The 18,019-nt window shown below is 73.7% G+C and carries 16 protein-coding genes; 13 read left to right on the top strand and 3 right to left on the bottom strand.

The window, feature by feature from the left end; all coding sequences use genetic code 11:
* The gene (locus HJG43_08020; protein UER54494.1) at positions 1–1,527 is read left to right on the top strand and encodes an FAD-dependent oxidoreductase; all 1,527 of its coding nucleotides are present in this window, start codon (positions 1–3) and stop codon (positions 1,525–1,527) included.
* Here the strand turns inward: HJG43_08020 and HJG43_08015 are convergent.
* Entirely contained in the window at positions 1,443–2,111 is a 669-nt protein-coding gene (locus tag HJG43_08015) for a hypothetical protein (protein ID UER54493.1), read from the bottom strand. The genes HJG43_08020 and HJG43_08015 overlap by 85 nt on opposite strands.
* Positions 2,112–2,187: 76 nt before the next feature.
* On the opposite strand from HJG43_08015, the gene HJG43_08010 reads away from it, so the two are divergent.
* The 3 genes from HJG43_08010 to HJG43_08000 are packed head-to-tail and all read left to right on the top strand — an operon-like array spanning position 2,188 to position 5,302.
* Positions 2,188–3,615, top strand: a complete 1,428-nt coding sequence (locus HJG43_08010) for a glycosyltransferase (GenBank protein UER54492.1) — start codon at positions 2,188–2,190, stop codon at positions 3,613–3,615.
* Positions 3,616–3,632: 17 nt separating this feature from the next.
* Positions 3,633–4,745: a calcium/sodium antiporter gene (locus tag HJG43_08005; GenBank protein ID UER55821.1), complete on the top strand. Its 1,113-nt coding sequence runs from the start codon at positions 3,633–3,635 to the stop codon at positions 4,743–4,745.
* Between the two features lie 59 nt (positions 4,746–4,804).
* The gene (locus HJG43_08000) at positions 4,805–5,302 is read left to right on the top strand and encodes a hypothetical protein (protein UER54491.1); all 498 of its coding nucleotides are present in this window, start codon (positions 4,805–4,807) and stop codon (positions 5,300–5,302) included.
* Here HJG43_08000 and HJG43_07995 read toward each other — a convergent pair.
* Positions 5,242–6,042 (bottom strand): SDR family oxidoreductase, encoded by an 801-nt coding sequence (locus HJG43_07995; protein ID UER54490.1) that lies wholly within the window; start codon positions 6,040–6,042, stop codon positions 5,242–5,244. The two genes, HJG43_08000 and HJG43_07995, sit on opposite strands and share 61 nt — an antisense overlap.
* 149 nt (positions 6,043–6,191) lie before the next feature.
* Here HJG43_07995 and HJG43_07990 point away from each other — a divergent pair, with 149 nt between their 5' ends.
* From HJG43_07990 to HJG43_07975, 4 genes are all read left to right on the top strand, one after another.
* Positions 6,192–7,862, top strand: a complete 1,671-nt coding sequence (locus HJG43_07990) for a nuclease (GenBank protein ID UER54489.1) — start codon at positions 6,192–6,194, stop codon at positions 7,860–7,862.
* 126 nt (positions 7,863–7,988) lie between these two features.
* Positions 7,989–10,205, top strand: a complete 2,217-nt coding sequence (locus tag HJG43_07985) for an NADP-dependent isocitrate dehydrogenase (protein ID UER54488.1) — start codon at positions 7,989–7,991, stop codon at positions 10,203–10,205.
* Positions 10,206–10,271: 66 nt separating this feature from the next.
* Positions 10,272–11,315, top strand: coding sequence for a hypothetical protein (locus HJG43_07980; protein ID UER54487.1), 1,044 nt, complete (start codon positions 10,272–10,274; stop codon positions 11,313–11,315).
* Positions 11,315–13,357, top strand: a complete 2,043-nt coding sequence (locus tag HJG43_07975; protein UER54486.1) for a PAS domain-containing protein — start codon at positions 11,315–11,317, stop codon at positions 13,355–13,357. Before HJG43_07980 ends, HJG43_07975 begins: the two co-directional genes overlap by 1 nt.
* Positions 13,358–13,366: 9 nt before the next feature.
* Here HJG43_07975 and HJG43_07970 read toward each other — a convergent pair whose 3' ends face one another.
* Entirely contained in the window at positions 13,367–13,768 is a 402-nt protein-coding gene (locus tag HJG43_07970; protein ID UER54485.1) for a hypothetical protein, read from the bottom strand.
* 205 nt (positions 13,769–13,973) lie between these two features.
* Here HJG43_07970 and HJG43_07965 point away from each other — a divergent pair, with 205 nt between their 5' ends.
* The 5 genes from HJG43_07965 to HJG43_07945 all read left to right on the top strand — a co-directional run bounded on the left by HJG43_07965 (position 13,974) and on the right by HJG43_07945 (position 18,010).
* On the top strand, positions 13,974–14,252 hold the full coding sequence (locus HJG43_07965) for a DUF4212 domain-containing protein (protein UER54484.1): 279 nt from the start codon (positions 13,974–13,976) through the stop codon (positions 14,250–14,252).
* Positions 14,249–15,979 carry a cation acetate symporter gene (locus HJG43_07960; GenBank protein UER54483.1) on the top strand — a complete coding sequence of 577 codons (1,731 nt, stop codon included), beginning with the start codon at positions 14,249–14,251 and terminating at the stop codon, positions 15,977–15,979. Before HJG43_07965 ends, HJG43_07960 begins: the two co-directional genes overlap by 4 nt.
* Before the next feature lie 76 nt (positions 15,980–16,055).
* Positions 16,056–16,265 carry an RNA-binding S4 domain-containing protein gene (locus HJG43_07955; GenBank protein UER54482.1) on the top strand — a complete coding sequence of 70 codons (210 nt, stop codon included), beginning with the start codon at positions 16,056–16,058 and terminating at the stop codon, positions 16,263–16,265.
* Positions 16,266–16,279: 14 nt separating this feature from the next.
* Positions 16,280–16,594: a multidrug efflux SMR transporter gene (locus tag HJG43_07950; GenBank protein ID UER54481.1), complete on the top strand. Its 315-nt coding sequence runs from the start codon at positions 16,280–16,282 to the stop codon at positions 16,592–16,594.
* Positions 16,595–16,621: 27 nt separating this feature from the next.
* Positions 16,622–18,010: an FAD-binding oxidoreductase gene (locus tag HJG43_07945; protein UER54480.1), complete on the top strand. Its 1,389-nt coding sequence runs from the start codon at positions 16,622–16,624 to the stop codon at positions 18,008–18,010.
* Positions 18,011–18,019 lie beyond the last annotated feature (9 nt).

Below are 18,019 nucleotides of genomic sequence, written 5' to 3'. Positions count from 1 at the left end.
ATGAGCGCACCGCCCACCGGCCGGCACGTGTCCCCGTGGATCGCCACCGCGACCCGCCCCGACCTCGGGGACACCACGTTCCGACCGGGCCAGGCCGACGTCGTCGTGCTGGGCGCGGGGGTCGCCGGCCTCACCACCGCGCTGCTGGTCCAGCGCGCGGGCCGACAGGTGACCCTGCTGGACGCCGGCCCCGTCGGGCACGGCGTCACCGGGCACTCCACGGTCAAGGTGACCGTCGGGCAGGGCACCGTGCTCGGCAGCATCAGCGACCGGCTCGGCGAGGACGCCGCACGGACCTACGCCGACGCCAACCAGGCCGGCCTGGCCACCGTGCGCTCCCTGGTCGAGGAGCTCGGGATCGACTGCGACCTCGATGTCGCGCCGCACGTCGTCTGGACCGCCGAGCCGGACGGGGTGGCCGCCCTGGAGCGGGAGGCCGAGCTGGCCCGACGGTTCGGGCTGCCGGCCCGGCTCACCGGCGACGTGCCGCTGCCGCTCGTCGTCCGGGCAGCGGTGGCCTTCGACGACCAGGTGGCCCTGCACCCCGTGGCCTACCTGTACGGGCTGGCCGCTGCCTTCGTCGCCGCCGGCGGCACCCTCCTCGAGGGCACCCGGGCCACCGGGGTCTCCGACGACGCCCCCTGCGTGGTCACCACCGAGCGCGGCGACCTGACCGCCGAGCAGGTCGTCGTCGCCACCCACTACCCGGTGCTCGACCGCGGGATGCACTTTGCCCGGCTGTCGCACAAGCGCGCCTACGGGGTGGCGCTGGCGCTGCCCGAGGACGTCGCCGCCGGGATGACCATCACCGTCGACGCCCCGACCCGCTCCACCCGGACCGCCCGCCTGGACGGCGAGCGGCTGCTCGTCGTCGTGGGGGAGAGCCACCCGGTCGGTCACGACCGGGACACCGAGGCGCGGTGGCGCGCGCTGGCCGACTGGGGCCGCGAGCACCTCGGCGCCGGCCCGGTGCGGTACCGGTGGTCGACCCAGGACGTGACCAGCCTCGACGGGATGCCGTACGTCGGCTGGCTGACGCCGGGGACCGACCGGCTGCTCACCGCGACCGGGTTCGCCGGGTGGGGGATGACCAACGGGACCGCGGCCGCCATCCTGCTCAGCGACCTGCTGCTCGGCCACGAGAACCCGTGGGCGCAGGCGTGGGACGCCCGCCGGGTCAACCTGGTCGCGACCGCGGGCCGTCTTGCCCGGCAGAACCTGCACGTCGGTCAACGGTTCGTCACCGACCGGGTGACGAACCGCGACCACCGGTCCCCGGCGGACCTGGCGCCCGGCGAGGCCGCCGTCCTACGCCTCGGCCGCACCCCCGCCGCCTGCTACCGGGACGAGGACGGCCGGCTGCACAGCGTCTCGGCCCGCTGCACCCACCTCGGGTGCTACGTGGCCTGGAACGACGGCGAGCGCAGCTGGGACTGCCCCTGTCACGGCTCCCGGTTCGACCCCACCGGCGCCGTGCTCCAGGGACCGGCGGTGAAGCCGCTGCCACCGGTCGACCCGGCCGGCTGAGCGGCGTCCCGCACCTCGGCGACGGTCCGGATCCCGCACTCGAGCAGCTCGGCGAGCACGGCGTCCCGGCGGGCCGGGCTCAGGGTGGCCGCGGCGCAGCCGACGGCGCTCACTGCCCGCACCGCGGGCCCCTCGGAGTACAGGACGTCCCGCAGCCGGCGCACGCCGGTAACCAGCCCACCGACCGGCCTGCCGACCGGACGCCGGCGGCGCACCACTTGCAACCGGCGGGCGGCGCGCGCCTGGTGCCACTCCAGCACGGTGCCGCGCAGGCCGTGCCGCGAGGCGAGGGTGAGCAGGTCGAGCACCAGCCGCGGCGCGCACGCCGGGTCGTCGGTGGTGCAGCCCACCACACGGGGGACGAGTGGGACGAGGCCGGCCCTGGCCGCGTCGCTGGTCATGTCGTTGACCATCCGGGCCAGCTCGGCGAGCAGCGGGTGGGTGCACCGCGGCTGGTCGCTGAACGGCTCGCCGGCCAGCACCGACGCGTACTCCATGAAGCAGGCGCCCTCGGTCGGGTTGTCGTGGCTGCCGCGCAGCAGCCGGGGCAGACCGTCGGGGACCCGGGACCCTGGAACCGTCATGGCGCGACCTCCGTTGCCTCGCCCGACGGTAAGCACGCCGGATGCCGGCGGACAAGGGGTGCACTAGAAAGAGCCGGTGCGACACGTGTGGATCGACCCCCTGCCCCCCGAACGGCTGGCCGCCCTCCTCGTGCCGGAGCGCGCCGAGCAGCTGCGCCGGACCGCCGAGCACGCCCGCGAGGCGCTTGCCGGGCGCGTGGTGTGGAACGTCAACGCCACCGCCCAGGGCGGCGGGGTCGCTGAGATGCTCCAGTCACTGCTCGCCTACATCCGCGGCGCCGGGGTCGACGCGCGCTGGCTCGTGCTGCGCGGCGACCCGCCGTTCTTCACCCTCACCAAACGGCTGCACCACCTGCTGCACGGCTCACCCGGTGACGGCGGGCCGCTCGGGGACGCCGAGCGGGCGCACTACGAGGAGGTGCTGCAGGACAACCTCGAGGCCATCGTGCACGAGGTGTCCCCGGGGGACGCGGTGCTCCTGCACGATCCCCAGACCGCCGGGCTCGCCGCCGGCCTGCGCGCCGCCGGGGCGCACGTCGTCTGGCGCTCGCACGTGGGCCGGGACGAGGACAACGAGCACACCGACCGGGCCTGGGAGTTCCTGCGTCCGTACCTCGCCGACGTCGAGCGGTTCATCTTCTCCCGCGCACAGTACGTCCCCGAGTGGCTTCCGCAGGACCGGGTGACCGTCATCCCCCCGTCCATCGACCCGTTCACCGCCAAGAACCAGGAGCTCACCGGCGAGCAGGTCCGCGGCATCCTGCTCTCCGCCGGCCTGGTCCGGGACGGCGCCGGGGAGCACCCACCGGTGGAGTTCACCCGTCGGGACGGTCGCCCGGACGTCGTCGGCCGGCACACCGGCGTCCTCGTCGACGCGGCAGCGGCCCCGCCGCTGGACGCGCGGCTCGTCGTCCAGGTCAGCCGGTGGGACCGGCTCAAGGACATGGCCGGCGTGCTGGAGGCGTTCACCCGGCACGTCGATGACCTGCCCGGCGACGTGCACCTCGTGCTCGCCGGTCCCGAGGTCAGCGGGGTGTCGGACGACCCGGAGGGCGCCGAGGTGCTCGCCGACTGCATCGCCCGCTGGCGGCGCCTCGAGCCTGCGTGCCGGGAGCGCGTCCACCTCGCCGAGCTGCCGATGGACGACATCGACGAGAACGCGATCATCGTGAACGCGCTGCAGCGGCACGCCTACGTCGTCGTCCAGAAGAGCCTCGTCGAGGGGTTCGGGCTCACCGTCACCGAGGCGATGTGGAAGGGGCGCCCGGTCGTGGCCAGCGCCGTCGGCGGGATCCAGGACCAGATCGAGGACGGCCGCACCGGGCTGCTGGTGCACGACCCGACCGACCTCGACGAGCTCGCCCGCGCCCTCGAACGGCTGCTCGCCGACCGGGACCTCGCCGACCGGATCGGTGCCGCGGGCCGCCGCCGGGTGCTCGACGCCTTTCTCGGCGACCGGCACCTGCGGCAGTACGTCACGCTGATCGAGGAGCTGGTGCGGTGAACGCACCGACCCTCGGGATGCTCCTCGGGGGCCTGGTGCTCCTCGTCGGCGGCGGTGAGGTCCTCGTCCGCGGCGCCAGCGGCCTCGCCCGCGGGTTCGGCCTGTCGCCGCTCGTCGTCGGGCTCACCGTCGTCTCCTTCGCGACGTCCGCCCCCGAGCTCGCCGTCACCCTGGACGCCGCCGTGTCCGGCAGCCCCGGGCTGGCCGTCGGCAACGTCGTGGGCAGCAACATCGTCAACGTCCTGCTCGTGCTCGGCCTGTCGGCGCTCATCCTGCCGCTGGCGGTGCGTTCCTCCCTGGTGCGCCGGGACGTGCCGGTGATGCTGGCGCTCAGCGCGCTGCTCCTCGTCCTGGCCCTGGACGGCGGGGTGTCCCGGCTCGACGGCCTGCTGCTCGTCGTCCTGCTCGTCGGGTACGTCGTGTGGTCCGTCGTCGGCGGACGGCGCGCCGACCCGGCCGGGCCACCTGCCGGTGACGGCGAGCACGACCGGCGTGATGCGGCCGACGGGAGACGGACCGCCGGGGCGATGCTCCGTGACGGCGCTCTCCTCGCCGTCGGGGTGGCCGCTCTGGTGCTGGGCGCCGACTGGCTGGTGGGCGCTGCCACCGAGGTGGCCGGCGCGCTCGGTCTCAGCGACATGGTCATCGGTCTGACCGTGGTCGCGGTGGGCACGTCGCTGCCCGAGCTGGCGACCTCGGTCATCGCCGCGGTGCGCGGCGAACGCGACATGGCCGTCGGCAACGTCGTCGGCAGCAACATCTTCAACATCGGCGCGGTGATGGGTCTGTCGGCCGCCGTCGCGCCGGGAGGGGTGCCGGTCGAACCGAGCGCCGTCCGCTTCGACCTGCCGGTGATGGTCGCGGTGGCGCTGCTGCTGCTGCCGATCGTGTTCACCGGCTTCACCGTCGCCCGGTGGGAGGCGGTCGTCTTCGTCGGCTACTACGGCGCCTACGTGGCGTTCCTGCTGCTGGACGCGACCACGCACGACGCCCTTCCCGCGTTCAGCGCCGTCATGCTCGGGTTCGTCGTCCCGCTCACCGTCCTCACCTTCGTCGCACTCGTCGGGTACGAGCTCGGGCTGCGGCGCGGGCGCAGGTCCGCGGCGGAGCGGGGCACCGGTCCCACGTGACCCTGCCGCGCCCCGGCGCGGCCGGCGGAGTCGTACACCCCAGGGGGTATCGTGACGGGATGCGCGTCCTCGTCGCCCGCACGCCGCTGGCCGGGTGGACCGCCCGGCGCTGGGTGGTCACGGTCGTGGTGCTGCCGGTCCTGCTGGCCTGGTTCGGCTCTGCCGCCGGGGCCGGCGAGCTGCTCGCCGCCGGCGCCGACCTGCCGCTGGGATGGGCAGGACTGGTCCTGCTGACCTCCCTCGCCGGCGCTCTCGTGCTGGCCAGCTACGTACCGGCCGTCGGTAGCCGGCCCGACCTCGGCTGCACGACCTGCGCGGCGCTGTCGGCGGTCACCGTGCTCGCGGCGACCCTCGTGCTGCGCAACGGCGCCGCCGGGGACGGCGGCACCGCCGCGCTCGCGCTGGCCGTCGTCGGATTCGGCCTCGCCCAGCGGCTGAGCGACCCGGCGGCCTGCGGTGTCCCGGCAGGAGCAGTCCCCGGGGTCGGCGAGGCGTCTCAACCCCCGGTGACCCGCTCCTCCGCCACCGACGCCCCGCCGTCGACGACCAGCAGCTGACCGGTCACGTACCCGGCTCCCGGTGAGGCCAGCCAGCACACCGCGGAGGCCACCTCCTGCGGTGTGCCGCTGCGCCCGAGCGGTGTGCTGCGCCCCTCCAGCGCCTCGGCCGCGGTCTGCGAGCCGGTGGCGATCCAGCCCGGCGCGACCGCGTTGACCGTGATCCCGTCCGCGGCGAGGTCTACCGCCAGCGCCCGGGTCAGCCCGACGAGCCCGGCTTTGGCCGCGGCGTACGGGACCTCGCCGCGCATCGCCATCACCGCGCCGGTGACGCTGGCGACCATGACCACCCGGCCGCTGTCGGCCGCGCGCAGGGCCGGCAGCGCCGCGCGGGTGACGAGGAACGCGGTGTCCAGGTTGCGCCGCAACGAGGCGTGCCAGGTGCTCACCGGCACGCGGTCCAGCGTCCCGGACTGGTAGTCGGGGTCGGACGCCGAGACCATCCCGGCGTTGTTCACCACGACGTCCAGCCGTCCCCACTGCTGCCGGGCCTGGGCCACCACCGCCTCGGCGACTCGCTCGTCGGTGAGGTCGCCGACGACGCCGGCAGCGGGCCAGCCGGCGGCCGTGAGCTCGGCCACCCGGTCGTGCACGCGGTCGGTGGTGGCGGCCAGCACCACGGCGGCACCGGTCTCGGCGAGGGCCCTGGCACAGGCGACGCCGATCCCGGTGGGGCTGCCCGCGCCGGTGACCAGCGCGACCCGCTCGGGACGGTCTGCGGCTGCGTCGAGCACCGGCACGGGGCACCTCGTTCCTCGGGGTCGGGAGGGGCAGGCCAGGCCGCTACCGGCTCAGCCGGGTGAAGCGTACGGGCGCAGCGCCACGGCCAGCCGGCACCGCTGCGGTAGACAAGCGCTGCGGGAGACAAGCGCTGCGGTAGACATGGGCCGTGCCCCGGTGCCTGCCCGAGCGTCCACGCTTCGCCAGTCCGGCCGAGCAGCTCGTCTGGGAGCGGCTGCGCTCCACCCTGCGCCCCGACGACCTGCTCGTGGCCAACCAGCGGATCACCGACCGCAGCAAGGACCACGAGATCGACATGATCGTCGTGCTGCCGGACGCCGGGGTGGTGGTCGTGGAGGTCAAGGGCGGTGCGCTCTGGCACGACGGGCGGTCCTGGCACCGCCGCTGGAACGGCCGCGACGCCACCCTCGACCCCGTGGACCAGGTCCGCACGAACAAGTACGCGGTCCGCGACTACGTCGAGCACGACCCGCGGTGGCGTGACTCCAGCCGCCGGCGGGTGCGCTGGGCACACGCCCTGGTGCTGCCGGCCACCACCCTGCCGGACGAGTTCTCGCTGCCGGACTGCCCCCGCTGGTCGGTCGTGGACAGCCGCGGACTCGACACGCTGGCCGCCCGCCTGCGCGAGATCCCCGTGCGGCAGCAGAGCCCGAACCGGGCCCCTGACCTCGACGACGTCGAGCTGATCGCGGAGATCCTGCGCGGCCGGGGACTGCCGCAGCGCGACCTGGTCGCCGAGGCCGCGGCCCGGGACCAGCAGGTGCAGGTGCAGCTCACCCAGGAGCAGGGGCTGGTGCTCGACGCCACCCGGCTGCTGCGTCGGGTCGAGGTCCGGGGCGGCGCGGGCAGCGGCAAGACGTTCCTGGCCATGGAGCGGGCCCGCCGGCTCGCCCGGGACGGTGAGCGAGTCGCACTGGTGTGCTACTCGCACGGGCTGGCCTCCTACCTGCGCCGGGTGGTCGCCGGCTGGCCGCGGCGCCAGCAGCCGGCCTACGTCGGGGAGTTCCACGCCCTCGGCCGGCTGTGGGGGGCGCCGCAGGGCCCGCCGGAGAGCGACCGCAGCGCGGACGCCGCCCGGTTCTGGGAGCGGGAGCTGCCGGAGCGGATGACCCGGCTGGCGGCCGCGCTGGACCCGGGGCACCGGTTCGACAGCATCGTGGTCGACGAGGCCCAGGACTTCGCCGACGCCTGGTGGGCGCCGCTGCTGTCCTCCCTGCGGGACGGGGACGACGGCGGGCTGTACGTCTTCTCCGACGAGGGGCAGCGGGTCTTCGACCGCTTCGGCGCCCCGCCGGTGCCGCTCGTGCCGCTGGTGCTCGACCACAACCTGCGCAACACCCGGCAGATCGCGGACACCTTCAACCCGTTGACCGACGTCCGGATGCGACTTCTCGGCGGCGACGGACCCGACGTCCGGTTCGTGCCGTGCCCCGCGCCGGACGCGATCGACGTCGCCGACCGTGAGGTGGACCGGCTGCTCGCCGAGGGCTGGCGGCCCCAGGACGTCGCGCTGCTGGCGACCGGGTCCCGGCACCCCGAGCAGGTGGCCCGTCAGGACCGGGGCCAGGAGTCGTACTGGGACACCTTCTGGGACGCCGACCAGGTCTTCTACGGGCACGTGCTGGGCTTCAAGGGCCTCGAGCGCTCCGCCGTGGTCCTCGCGGTCAACGGTGGCCTGGCCGACCGGGGCCGGGAACGGCTGTACGTCGGGCTCTCCCGGGCCCGGGACCAGCTCGTCGTCTGCGGCGACCCAGGAGAGGTGCGGGCCGTCGTGGGGGAGGACGTCGCCCGACGGCTCGGCACGTCCGGTCCGACCTGAGGGTCCACGTCGCTTCGCCAGATCGAAGCGGCAGGATCGAAGCGGCAGGATGGACGGCCGGACGGTGCGCCCGACACGCGCGGTATCTTCACGTCAAGACGTCCTCGACGGTGGAACGGAGTCCCGGTGACCGACCCGAAGATCATCTACACCCTCACGGACGAGGCGCCCCTGCTGGCGACGTACTCGTTCCTGCCGGTGCTCGAGGCCTACGCCGCCAAGGCCGGGGTGGCGGTCGAGACCCGGGACATCTCCCTCGCCGGCCGCATCCTCGCCTTGTTCCCCGAGCGGCTCACCGAGGAGCAGCGGGTCGGCGACGCGCTGGCCGAGCTCGGTGACCTCGCCACCCGCCCCGAGGCGAACATCATCAAGCTGCCGAACATCAGCGCCTCCATCCCGCAGCTCAAGGCCGCGATCACCGAGCTGCGGGCCCAGGGCTACGACCTGCCGGAGTACCCGGACGACCCGCGCACCGACGAGGACCGCGACGTGCGCGCCCGCTACGACAAGGTCAAGGGCTCGGCGGTCAACCCGGTGCTGCGCCAGGGCAACTCCGACCGGCGCGCTCCGGCCTCGGTGAAGAACTACGCCAGGGCGCACCCGCACTCGATGGGGCCGTGGAGCCCCGACTCCAAGACCGCGGTGGCCACGATGGGCCACGACGACTTCCGCTCCAACGAGCAGTCGGTCGTCGTCGAGCAGGACGACACGCTGCGGATCGAGCACGTGGCCCCCGACGGCACGGTCACCGTCCTCAAGGAGGAGGTGCCGGTGCTGGCCGGGGAGGTCGTCGACGGCACCTTCATGGACGTCGCCGCGCTACGCCGGTTCCTGGCCGAGTGCGTCACCCGGGCCAAGGAGCAGGACGTCCTGCTGTCGGTGCACCTCAAGGCCACGATGATGAAGGTGTCCGACCCGATCATCTTCGGCCACGCCGTCCAGGCGTACTTCCCGACCCTGTTCGAGCAGTACGGAGAGCAGCTGGCCGCCGCCGGGGTGTCGCCCAACGACGGACTGGCCGGCCTGCTCGCGGCCGCCGACCGGCTGCCCGAGGGGCCGGCGATCCGGGCCGCCGTCCAGGCCCGGCTCGCCGAGGGCCCGGCCCTGGCGATGGTGGACTCCGACCGGGGCATCACCAACCTGCACGTGCCCTCCGACGTCATCATCGACGCCTCGATGCCGGCGATGATCCGCAGCTCCGGGCACATGTGGGGCCCGGACGGCCAGGAGCACGACACCCTGGCCGTGATCCCGGACTCCAGCTACGCCGGCGTCTACCAGGCGGTGATCGAGGACTGCAAGGCCCACGGCGCCCTGGACCCGGCGACGATGGGCTCGGTGCCCAACGTCGGCCTGATGGCCCAGGCCGCCGAGGAGTACGGCTCGCACGACAAGACCTTCGAGGTCCACGCCGCTGGCACCGTGCGGGTCGTCGACTCCGCCGGGCGGACCCTGATCCAGCACGACGTCCAGCCCGGCGACATCTGGCGCGCCTGCCAGACCAAGGACGCCGCGATCCGGGACTGGGTGCGTCTGGCCGTCCAGCGGGCCAGGGCCAGCGACACCCCGGCGGTGTTCTGGCTGGACGAGACCCGCGCCCACGACCGGGTGCTCGTCGAGAAGGTGCGCACCTACCTCGCCGAGCACGACACCGACGGGCTGACCCTGGAGGTCCTCGCCCCCGCCGAGGCCACCCGGTACTCCCTGGACCGCATCCGCCGCGGCCAGGACACCATCTCGGTCACCGGGAACGTGCTGCGCGACTACAACACCGACCTGTTCCCGATCCTCGAGGTCGGCACCTCCGCGAAGATGCTGTCCATCGTCCCGCTGATGAACGGCGGTGGTCTGTTCGAGACCGGTGCCGGAGGGTCGGCCCCCAAGCACGTCCAGCAGCTGCTCAAGGAGAACTACCTGCGCTGGGACAGTCTCGGGGAGTTCTTCGCCCTCGTGCCGTCGCTGGAGCTCTACGCCGAGCAGGCCGGGCGCCCCGCCGCGACCGTGCTGGCGGCGGCGCTCGACCGGGCCACCGAGACGTTCCTCAACGAGGACCGCTCGCCGACCCGGCGGCTCGGCGGGATCGACAACCGGGGCTCGCACTTCTACCTGGCCCTGTACTGGGCCCGCGAGCTCGCGGCCCAGGACGACGACCCGCGGCTCGCCGAGGCCTTCGCCCCGCTCGCCCAGCGACTCGGCGAGCAGGAGCAGACGATCGTCGACGAGCTCCTCGCCGTCCAGGGCTCCCCGGTCGACATCGGCGGGTACTACCACCCTGACCCGCGGCTGGCGTCCGCGGTGATGCGCCCGTCGACGACGTTCAACGAGGCTCTCGCCGCGTTGTAGCGCAGCGAGGCCGTCCGCCGGTGCGGTCGGGGCGGTGGCGCTGCCCAGGCGGCTAGTCTCGGCCTGGTGGAGCGCGCGGACGACGTCGCCGGCCCGCTCGAGCTCGTCTCCGGTCTCGGCTCGGTCGACGACCTCGGCGTCCTGGACGCCTTCCCGGCGCGGATGACCGCGGCCACGGCGGCCCTGCTGGACGCCGGCACCGACCCGCTCGAGGTGACCCGGACGATCGCGGGCGTCAACGACGTCCTCACCGTCCGGCTGCTCCGCCTCGCCGAGGAGACGCTGGGGCCGCCGCCCTTCGCCTACGCCTGGCTCGCGCTCGGCTCGCACGGCCGCGGCGAGCAGGTGCTGTCCAGCGACCAGGACAGCGCCCTGGCCTTCGGCGGCCCCCGGCTCGGCCCGGGGGAACCGGCGCAGTACTACCCGCGGCTGGCCGGCCATGTCGTCGACGGGCTCGCCCGGGCCGGCATCCGGCGCTGCAGCGGCGGGTACATGGCCACGTCCTGGTGGCGGTCCCTCGACGACCTGGCGGCCGCCTTCGAGCACTGGGTGGAGCACCCGCTGCCGTCCGCGCTGCTGCAGGCGGAGGTGTTCCTCGACGTCCGCCCCGTGCACGGCGACCTCGACGTCGCCCGGCTGGACCGGATCCTCGTGCGCGGCGGGCAGCGTGGCGCCTTCGTCCTGCAGATGGCCCGGGCCGCGGTGTCGTTCCGCCCGCCGCGGGTCATCTTCGGCCGGCTGCACACCGACCACGGCTACCTGGACGTCAAGCGGGCCGGCACCGCCGCCATCGTCCTGCTGGCGCGTCTGTACGCGCTGTCCGTCGGCTCCGCGGCCCGCAGCACGACGACCCGCCTGGCGGCAGCCCGTGAGCACGGTGCGCTGAGCCCGGCCGGCGTCGACCAGCTGCTGGCGGCCTACCGGCTGCTCACCGGGCTGCGACTTCGCCACCAGGTGGCCCAGGTGCGTGCCGGCCTGCCCCCGGACAACCGGGTGCACGTGGCCGGGCTGTCCGCCGCCGACCAGCGGCGGCTGCGTGACGCCGTCCGCACCGTCCGGGTGGTCCAGGAGGTCACCGAGTCCCGCTACGCCACCCACACGGTGACCTGATGGCCCTGGAGCTCGACCGGCGCCAGCGGCTGTGGGTGGCCGGGGTCACCGGTTACGCGGTCGCCGCCGGCGGCGTCGTCACCGGCCTGCTCGCCGGCGGCGCCGACCCGGTGGCCACCGCGCTGCTCGCCACCGCCTCGGTCCTGGGGCTGGCGTGGCTGCTCGCGGCGCGGGTCAGCCGGACCGCGGCGACCGCGCGCCGGCTGGCCGCCGACACCAGGGTGCTGCTCGACGTCAACCCCGCCCACCGGCTCGATCCCGTGGCCGCCGGGGAGATGTACCTGCTCGCCGCGGCGGTGAACCGGCTCGCCGACGCCCGCCAGGACGCCGAGGGTGGCCTCGCCGAACGTGTCGCCACCGCCCGCCGTGACCTCGAGGCCGAACGCAACCGGCTCGCCGCCCTGCTCGCCGGTCTGGCCCTGCCCGTCGTCGTCTGCGCCCCCGACGGGCGGGTGCTGCTGTACAACGACGCCGCCCGCCGGCTCGTCGACGACGAGACCCTGCTGGGCCTGGGCCGACCGGTGTTCGGTGTCGTGGACCGCTCCCTCGTCGCCCACGGGCTGGCCCGGGCCCGCCGGGGCGGACGCGGGTACACCGGCACCACGGTGCACCGCGGCCGGCTGCTGTCGGTGCGGCTCACCGCGGTGCAGGAGCCCGGTGGCCAGGACGGCGGGTTCGTCCTCGTCCTCGAGGACGTCACCGAGACGGTGCGGGCGACCGACCGCCGAGAGGCCTCGCTCGTTGCCCTGACCGAGCGGCTGACGGAGGCTCACGACCCGCAGCAGCTGCGCCGGCTGGTCGCGGACTGGGTCCAGCACAGTGCCGCCGTCCCCCTGCTGCCGGTGATGACGGAGATCTCCGCCGACGACCTCGCCGAGGTGGTCGCCGGTACCGTCCAGGAGCACCTCGGCCCGGACGCGGACGTCGCCGTGCAGGCGCCGACCGCACCGGGCGCCGGCTGGGTCCGGGCGGACCCGCACGCCCTGGCGCGGCTCGTCGTCCGGCTGCTCGCCGGTGCCGGGGGGTCCGCCCCGGTGACCGTGCGGGTCGGGCCGGGAGAGGAGGACGTGTCGCCGACGCCAGGTCCGGCCGGGGAGGTGACGCTGTCGGTCACCTGGACGCCCCGGGCCGGTGCCGCTGGGCCGGGAGACCTGCCGGCCGACCTGCCGGGTGACTGGCTGGACGACCTGCTGGACCGGCCCGCCCCGATCGCGGGGCTGACCTCCCGGGCGCTGCTCGCCCGCCACCGGGGGCGGGTCGACGGCGCGCCGGGGCTGCTGCGGCTGCACCTGCCGGCCGTGCCCGCGTCGTCCGGTGCCCCTGCTGCAGGAGCCGGTGTCCTGCGGTCGGCGGTGGAGACCGGTAGCCGCCCGGAGTTCTACGACTTCGAGCTGCCCGCGCCTGCGCCGGACACGGACCTCGCGGACCGGCCCCTGGCCGACCTGACGTTCACCGTCCTGGACACCGAGACCACCGGACTGGACCCGGCCACCGACCGGGTCGTCGCCGTCGGCGCCGTCCGGGTCGTCAACGGCCGGCTGCTCCACGACGAGGTGCTCGAACGGCTCGTCGACCCCCGTCGCCCGGTGCCCGCGGCCTCGACGGCGGTGCACGGCATCACCACCGCGATGGTGGCCGGCCAGCCGACGCTGCCCGAGGTGCTGCCCGACCTCCTGCGGTTCGCGCACGGCACCGTGCTCGCCGGGCACAACGTCGGGTTCGACCTGCGCTTCCTGCAGGCGGCCGCGGACGCCGCCGGCGTCCGGCTCGACCTGCCGGTGCTCGACACGCTGCTGATCGACGCGGCCCTGCACCCGGACCACGAGAGCCACACCCTGGAGGCCATCGCCGAACGGCTCGGCGTCGACGTCGTCGGGCGGCACACCGCGCTCGGCGACGCGCTCGTCACCGCCGAGGTCCTCGTGCGTCAGCTCGTGCTGCTTCGTCGGTCCGGGGTGACGACGCTGGGGGAGGCGATCCGGCTCAGCCGCAGCACCCAGCAGGCGCGGGTCGACCGCCGGCTCACCGGTGGCGGGCGGTGAGGCGCGCGGTCAGCGGGCCTCGCGGAGCAGGCCGGTGGCGGCCACCAGGGCCAGCACCCCGCCACCGACGGTGAGGACGAGCCCTGGACCGGGCATCCAGCCGGAGAACCCGACCAGCCCGACCAGGTGGAGGACCTGCCACAGGCTCAGAGCGACGGCGACGGCGCCCATCACCGCGGCGTGGCCGGCGGCCCAGCGCGGGGAGCGCAGGATCGCCCCGGCGACCCCGAGCATCGCCGCGTACATCGTCCAGATGCCGGCCCCCTGGACGCCGGCGACGTTGCCGAGGGCGGTCGACACCCAGGGCAGGAAGGCGCCGAGGAGGATCATCAGGGCCGCGCCGAGCAGGTGCCGGCTGTAGCGGCTGCGACGGGCGACCGGGCGCCGGGCAGGTGTGCTGACGGCGTTCATGGCGGTGAGCGTGCGACGTCCCCGGCTGCCGGGTCCACCCGCCTCGCCGGCGGCGCGCCGAGCGGCGTGCCTCACGCGACGAGCGGTCGAGGGGTGACCGCCCGGCGATTGGTGTGAGCCACATCACGGCGAGTGCTTGACCGTGAGATGACGGGTCTGTTTCCTGCCGACGACCGCTGCCCCTCCGTCGTCCCAGGGAGACCGCATGGACGCGACACAGCGCCGGGAGTACTGGCGCAGGAACCTCCGCCTGATGGCGGTGCTGCTGACGATCTGGGCGCTCGTGTCCTACGGCGCCGGCATCCTCTTCGTCGACGCGCTCAACGAGTTCAGCATCCTCGGCTTCCCGCTCGGGTTCTGGTTCGCCCAGCAGGGGTCGATCATCACCTTCGTCGTCCTCATCGCCATCTACGTGTGGCGGATGGACAAGCTGGACGCCGAGTACGGGATCACCGAGTACGAGGAGGAGGTCCACCACTCGTGAGCGACATCCAGCTGTGGACCCTCGTCTTCGTCGTCCTGACGTTCGGTCTGTACATCTACATCGCCTACGCCAGCCGGGTCAGCACGACCTCGGGCTTCTACGTCGCCGGCGGCGGCATCCCCGCCCCGGCCAACGGCGCGGCCATCGCCGCGGACTGGATGTCGGCGGCGTCGTTCATCTCGATGGCGGGCATCGTCGCGTTCTCCAACAACGGGTACGCCGGCTCGGTGTACCTCATGGGCTGGACCGGCGGCTACGTGCTGCTCGCCATGCTGCTCGCGCCGTACCTGCGCAAGTTCGGCAGGTACACCGTCCCCGACTTCGTCGGTGACCGGTACAACGAGACCGCTCGGCTCGTGGCGGTCATCGCCGCGATCGTCGTCTCGTTCGTCTACGTGGCCGGCCAGATGTCGGGCGTCGGCGTCGTGTTCCAGCGGTTCCTCGGGGTCGACACCACCGCCGGCATCGTCATCGGCATGGTCATCGTGTTCTTCTACGCCGTCCTCGGCGGGATGAAGGGCATCACCTGGACCCAGGTGGCCCAGTACACGGTGCTGATCATCGCCTACCTCATCCCGGTGTTCGCCATCTCCCAGCAGCTGACCGGGATCCCGGTGCCGCAGATCGGGTTCGGCCAGCTGCTCGACGAGCTCGACGGCCTGCAGCAGGACCTCGGTTTCGCCGCGTACACCGAGGCCTTCACCCAGACCAACATGCTCAACATGGTGCTCATCACCGCGGCGCTCATGTTCGGCACCGCCGGCCTGCCGCACGTCATCGTCCGCTTCTACACGGCCAAGTCCGTTCGGGCGGCGCGGTTCTCGGCGCTGTGGGCGTTGTTCTTCATCTCCCTGCTGTACACCTCGGCCCCGGCCGTGGCCGTGTTCAGCAAGTTCAACATCATCGACCAGATCGCCGGCACGCCGGTCGACCAGGTGCCGTCCTGGTTCACGAACTGGTCCGAGGTGGGCCTCATCACCCACACCGACCTCAACGGTGACGGGATCATCGACTACGTGCCGGGGGAGGCCGGTGAGCTCGTCATCAACAACGACATCATCGTGCTCGCCACCCCGGAGATCGCCGGTCTGCCGGCCCCGATCGTCGGCCTCGTCGCCGCCGGTGGCCTGGCCGCCGCCCTGTCGACGGCGTCCGGTCTGCTGCTCGTCATCTCCTCCGCGGTGGCGAACGACATCTACTACAAGCGGATCAACCCGCAGGCCACCGAGGCGCGCCAGCTCCTCGTCGGGCGGATCGCGATGGCCGCTGCGATCGTCGTCGCCGGCTACCTCGGGATCAACCCGCCCGGTTTCGTCGCGCAGGTGGTGGCACTGGCCTTCGGCCTGGCCGCGGCGAGCTTCTTCCCGACCCTCGTGCTCGGTATCTTCTGGAAGAAGACCACGGCGGCCGGCGCCGCAGCCGGCATGATCGCCGGCCTCGGGACGACGTTGCTGTACATGGTGTGGACCATCGACATCTACGGCAACAGCGACGGCATCCTCGGCATCCACGAGACCGGCTTCGGCACCGTCGGCATGATCATCAACTTCGTCGTGACGATCGTCGTCTCGCAGTTCACGACGAAGCCGTCGCTGGCCATGCAGGAGCTGGTCGAGGAGATCCGCTACCCCGGCAAGACGGAGCTCGTCGTCGCGCACGCCGAGGGGCACCTGGAGGACGTGGTCATCGAGGACGGTGACGAGCCTCCGTCGGGTCCTCGGCACTGACCGACCTGCACGACGCCCCGGCGCCGGTCCCGCTGCGGCGGGCCGGCGCCGGGGGCGCGTCGTCTAGCCTCGGTGCGTGCTCGACGTCCCGATCCGCAGCGACATGATCCGGCTCGGCCAGTTCCTCAAGCTGGCCGGGACCGTGGACGCCGGCGGGGACGTCCGCCCCCTGCTGAGGTCCGGAGGCGTGCGGGTCAACGGTGAGGTGGAGACCCGTCGCGGCCGGCAGCTGCACCGCGGCGACGTCGTCGAGGTCGACGGCGCGGCGCCGGCCCGCGTGGCCTGAACGGAGCGATCTCGGTGTCCTGGCTCGTGCTCGTGGTCTCCGGGGTCCTGGAGGCGGTGTGGGCCACCGCCCTCGGCCGTTCCGAGGGGTTCACCCGGCTGGGACCGACCGTGGTGTTCGCCGTCGCGCTGGTGCTCAGCATGTCGGGTCTCGCCTACGCCATGCGTGAGCTGCCCACCGGCACCGCCTACGCGGTCTGGGTGGGCATCGGCGCCTCGCTGACCGTCGGCTACGCGATGGTGACCGGCGCCGAGCCGGTCTCGGTGCTGCGGGTGCTGCTGCTCGCGGGGATCGTCGTCTGCGTCGTCGGGCTCAGACTGATCGACTGAGCCCGGTCACGGCTGCCTCGGCGAGCTATGATCGATCTCGTGGTTGCAGCTGTCGACCGGTGGGACGCCCACACCCGCGCCGTCGAGGCGATGCTGCGCTCCTACCGGGCCGTCCCGGCCGGGGCGCCGGTGCGGCTCGCCAAGCGGACGTCGAACCTCTTCCGTCCCCGGACCGGGACGGTGGTCGCCGGGCTCGACGCCTCCGGGCTGACCGGCGTCCTGGAGGTCGACCCGGACGGTCGCACCGCCGAGGTGCAGGGCATGTGCACGTACGAGAGCCTCGTCGAGGCGACCCTGCCGTACGGGCTCGCGCCGCTCGTCGTCCCGCAGCTGCGCACGATCACGCTCGGCGGCGCCGTCACCGGCCTGGGTATCGAGTCGACCTCGTTCCGGCACGGGCTGCCGCACGAGTCCGTGCTGGAGATGGACGTGCTCACCGGTGCGGGGGAGGTCGTCACTGCTGCGCCCGACGGCGAGCACGACGAGCTGTTCCGGGCCTTCCCGAACTCGTACGGCGCCTTGGGGTACGCGACCCGGCTGCGGATCGAGCTGCAGCCGGTGGGGCCCTACGTCGCGCTGCGCAACGTCCGGTTCACCGACCTCGACGAGCTGGTGGCTGCGGTGGGTGAAGTGACCGGCACCGGCGCGTGGGGCGGCGAACGGGTCGACGCGATGGACGGGGTGATGTTCTCGCCGGACGAGGCGTACCTCGTCCTCGGTACCTTCACCGACCAGGTGCCGGCGGTCAGCGACTACACCGGGCAGGACGTGTACTACCGCTCGCTGCGCGACCGAGGTCGCGACGCCCTCACCGTGCACGACTACCTGTGGCGGTGGGACACCGACTGGTTCTGGTGCTCGAGGGCCTTCGGCGTGCAGAACCCGCACGTGCGCCGGCTGTGGCCGCGGCGGTACCGCCGCAGCGACGTGTACCACCGGCTCGTCGGGCTCGACCACCGGCTGCACGTCGCCGCACGCCTCGACCGGCTGCGCGGCATGCCGCCCCGCGAACGCGTCGTGCAGGACGTCGAGATCCCGCTCGAGGGCACCGCCGACTTCCTGCGGTGGTTCTCACGGAACGTGCCGATGGAACCGGTGTGGCTGTGCCCGGTACGACTGCGCTCGGACCGGGCGTGGCCGCTGTACCCGCTGTCGCCGGGGCGAACCTACGTGAACGTGGGCTTCTGGGGCACGGTGCCGATCGCTCCCGGCGCGGCCGACGGTGACGTCAACCGGGCGGTGGAGCGGGCAGTGGCAGAGGCCGGCGGGCACAAGTCGCTGTACTCGGACGCGTACTACGACCGGGAGACTTTTGACCGGTTGTACGGCGGCCAGACGTACCGCTCGGCCAAGGAGCGTTACGACCCCGCCCACCGGCTCACAGACATGTACGACAAGGTGGTGGGCCGGCGCTGAGTCCGGCTC

The sequence above is a fragment of the Kineosporiaceae bacterium SCSIO 59966 genome (genome assembly GCA_020881835.1).
Taxonomy (GTDB): domain Bacteria; phylum Actinomycetota; class Actinomycetes; order Actinomycetales; family SCSIO-59966; genus SCSIO-59966.
The sequence above is the reverse complement of the archived record's forward strand: the minus strand, read 5'-3'. Positions and strand labels throughout refer to the sequence as shown.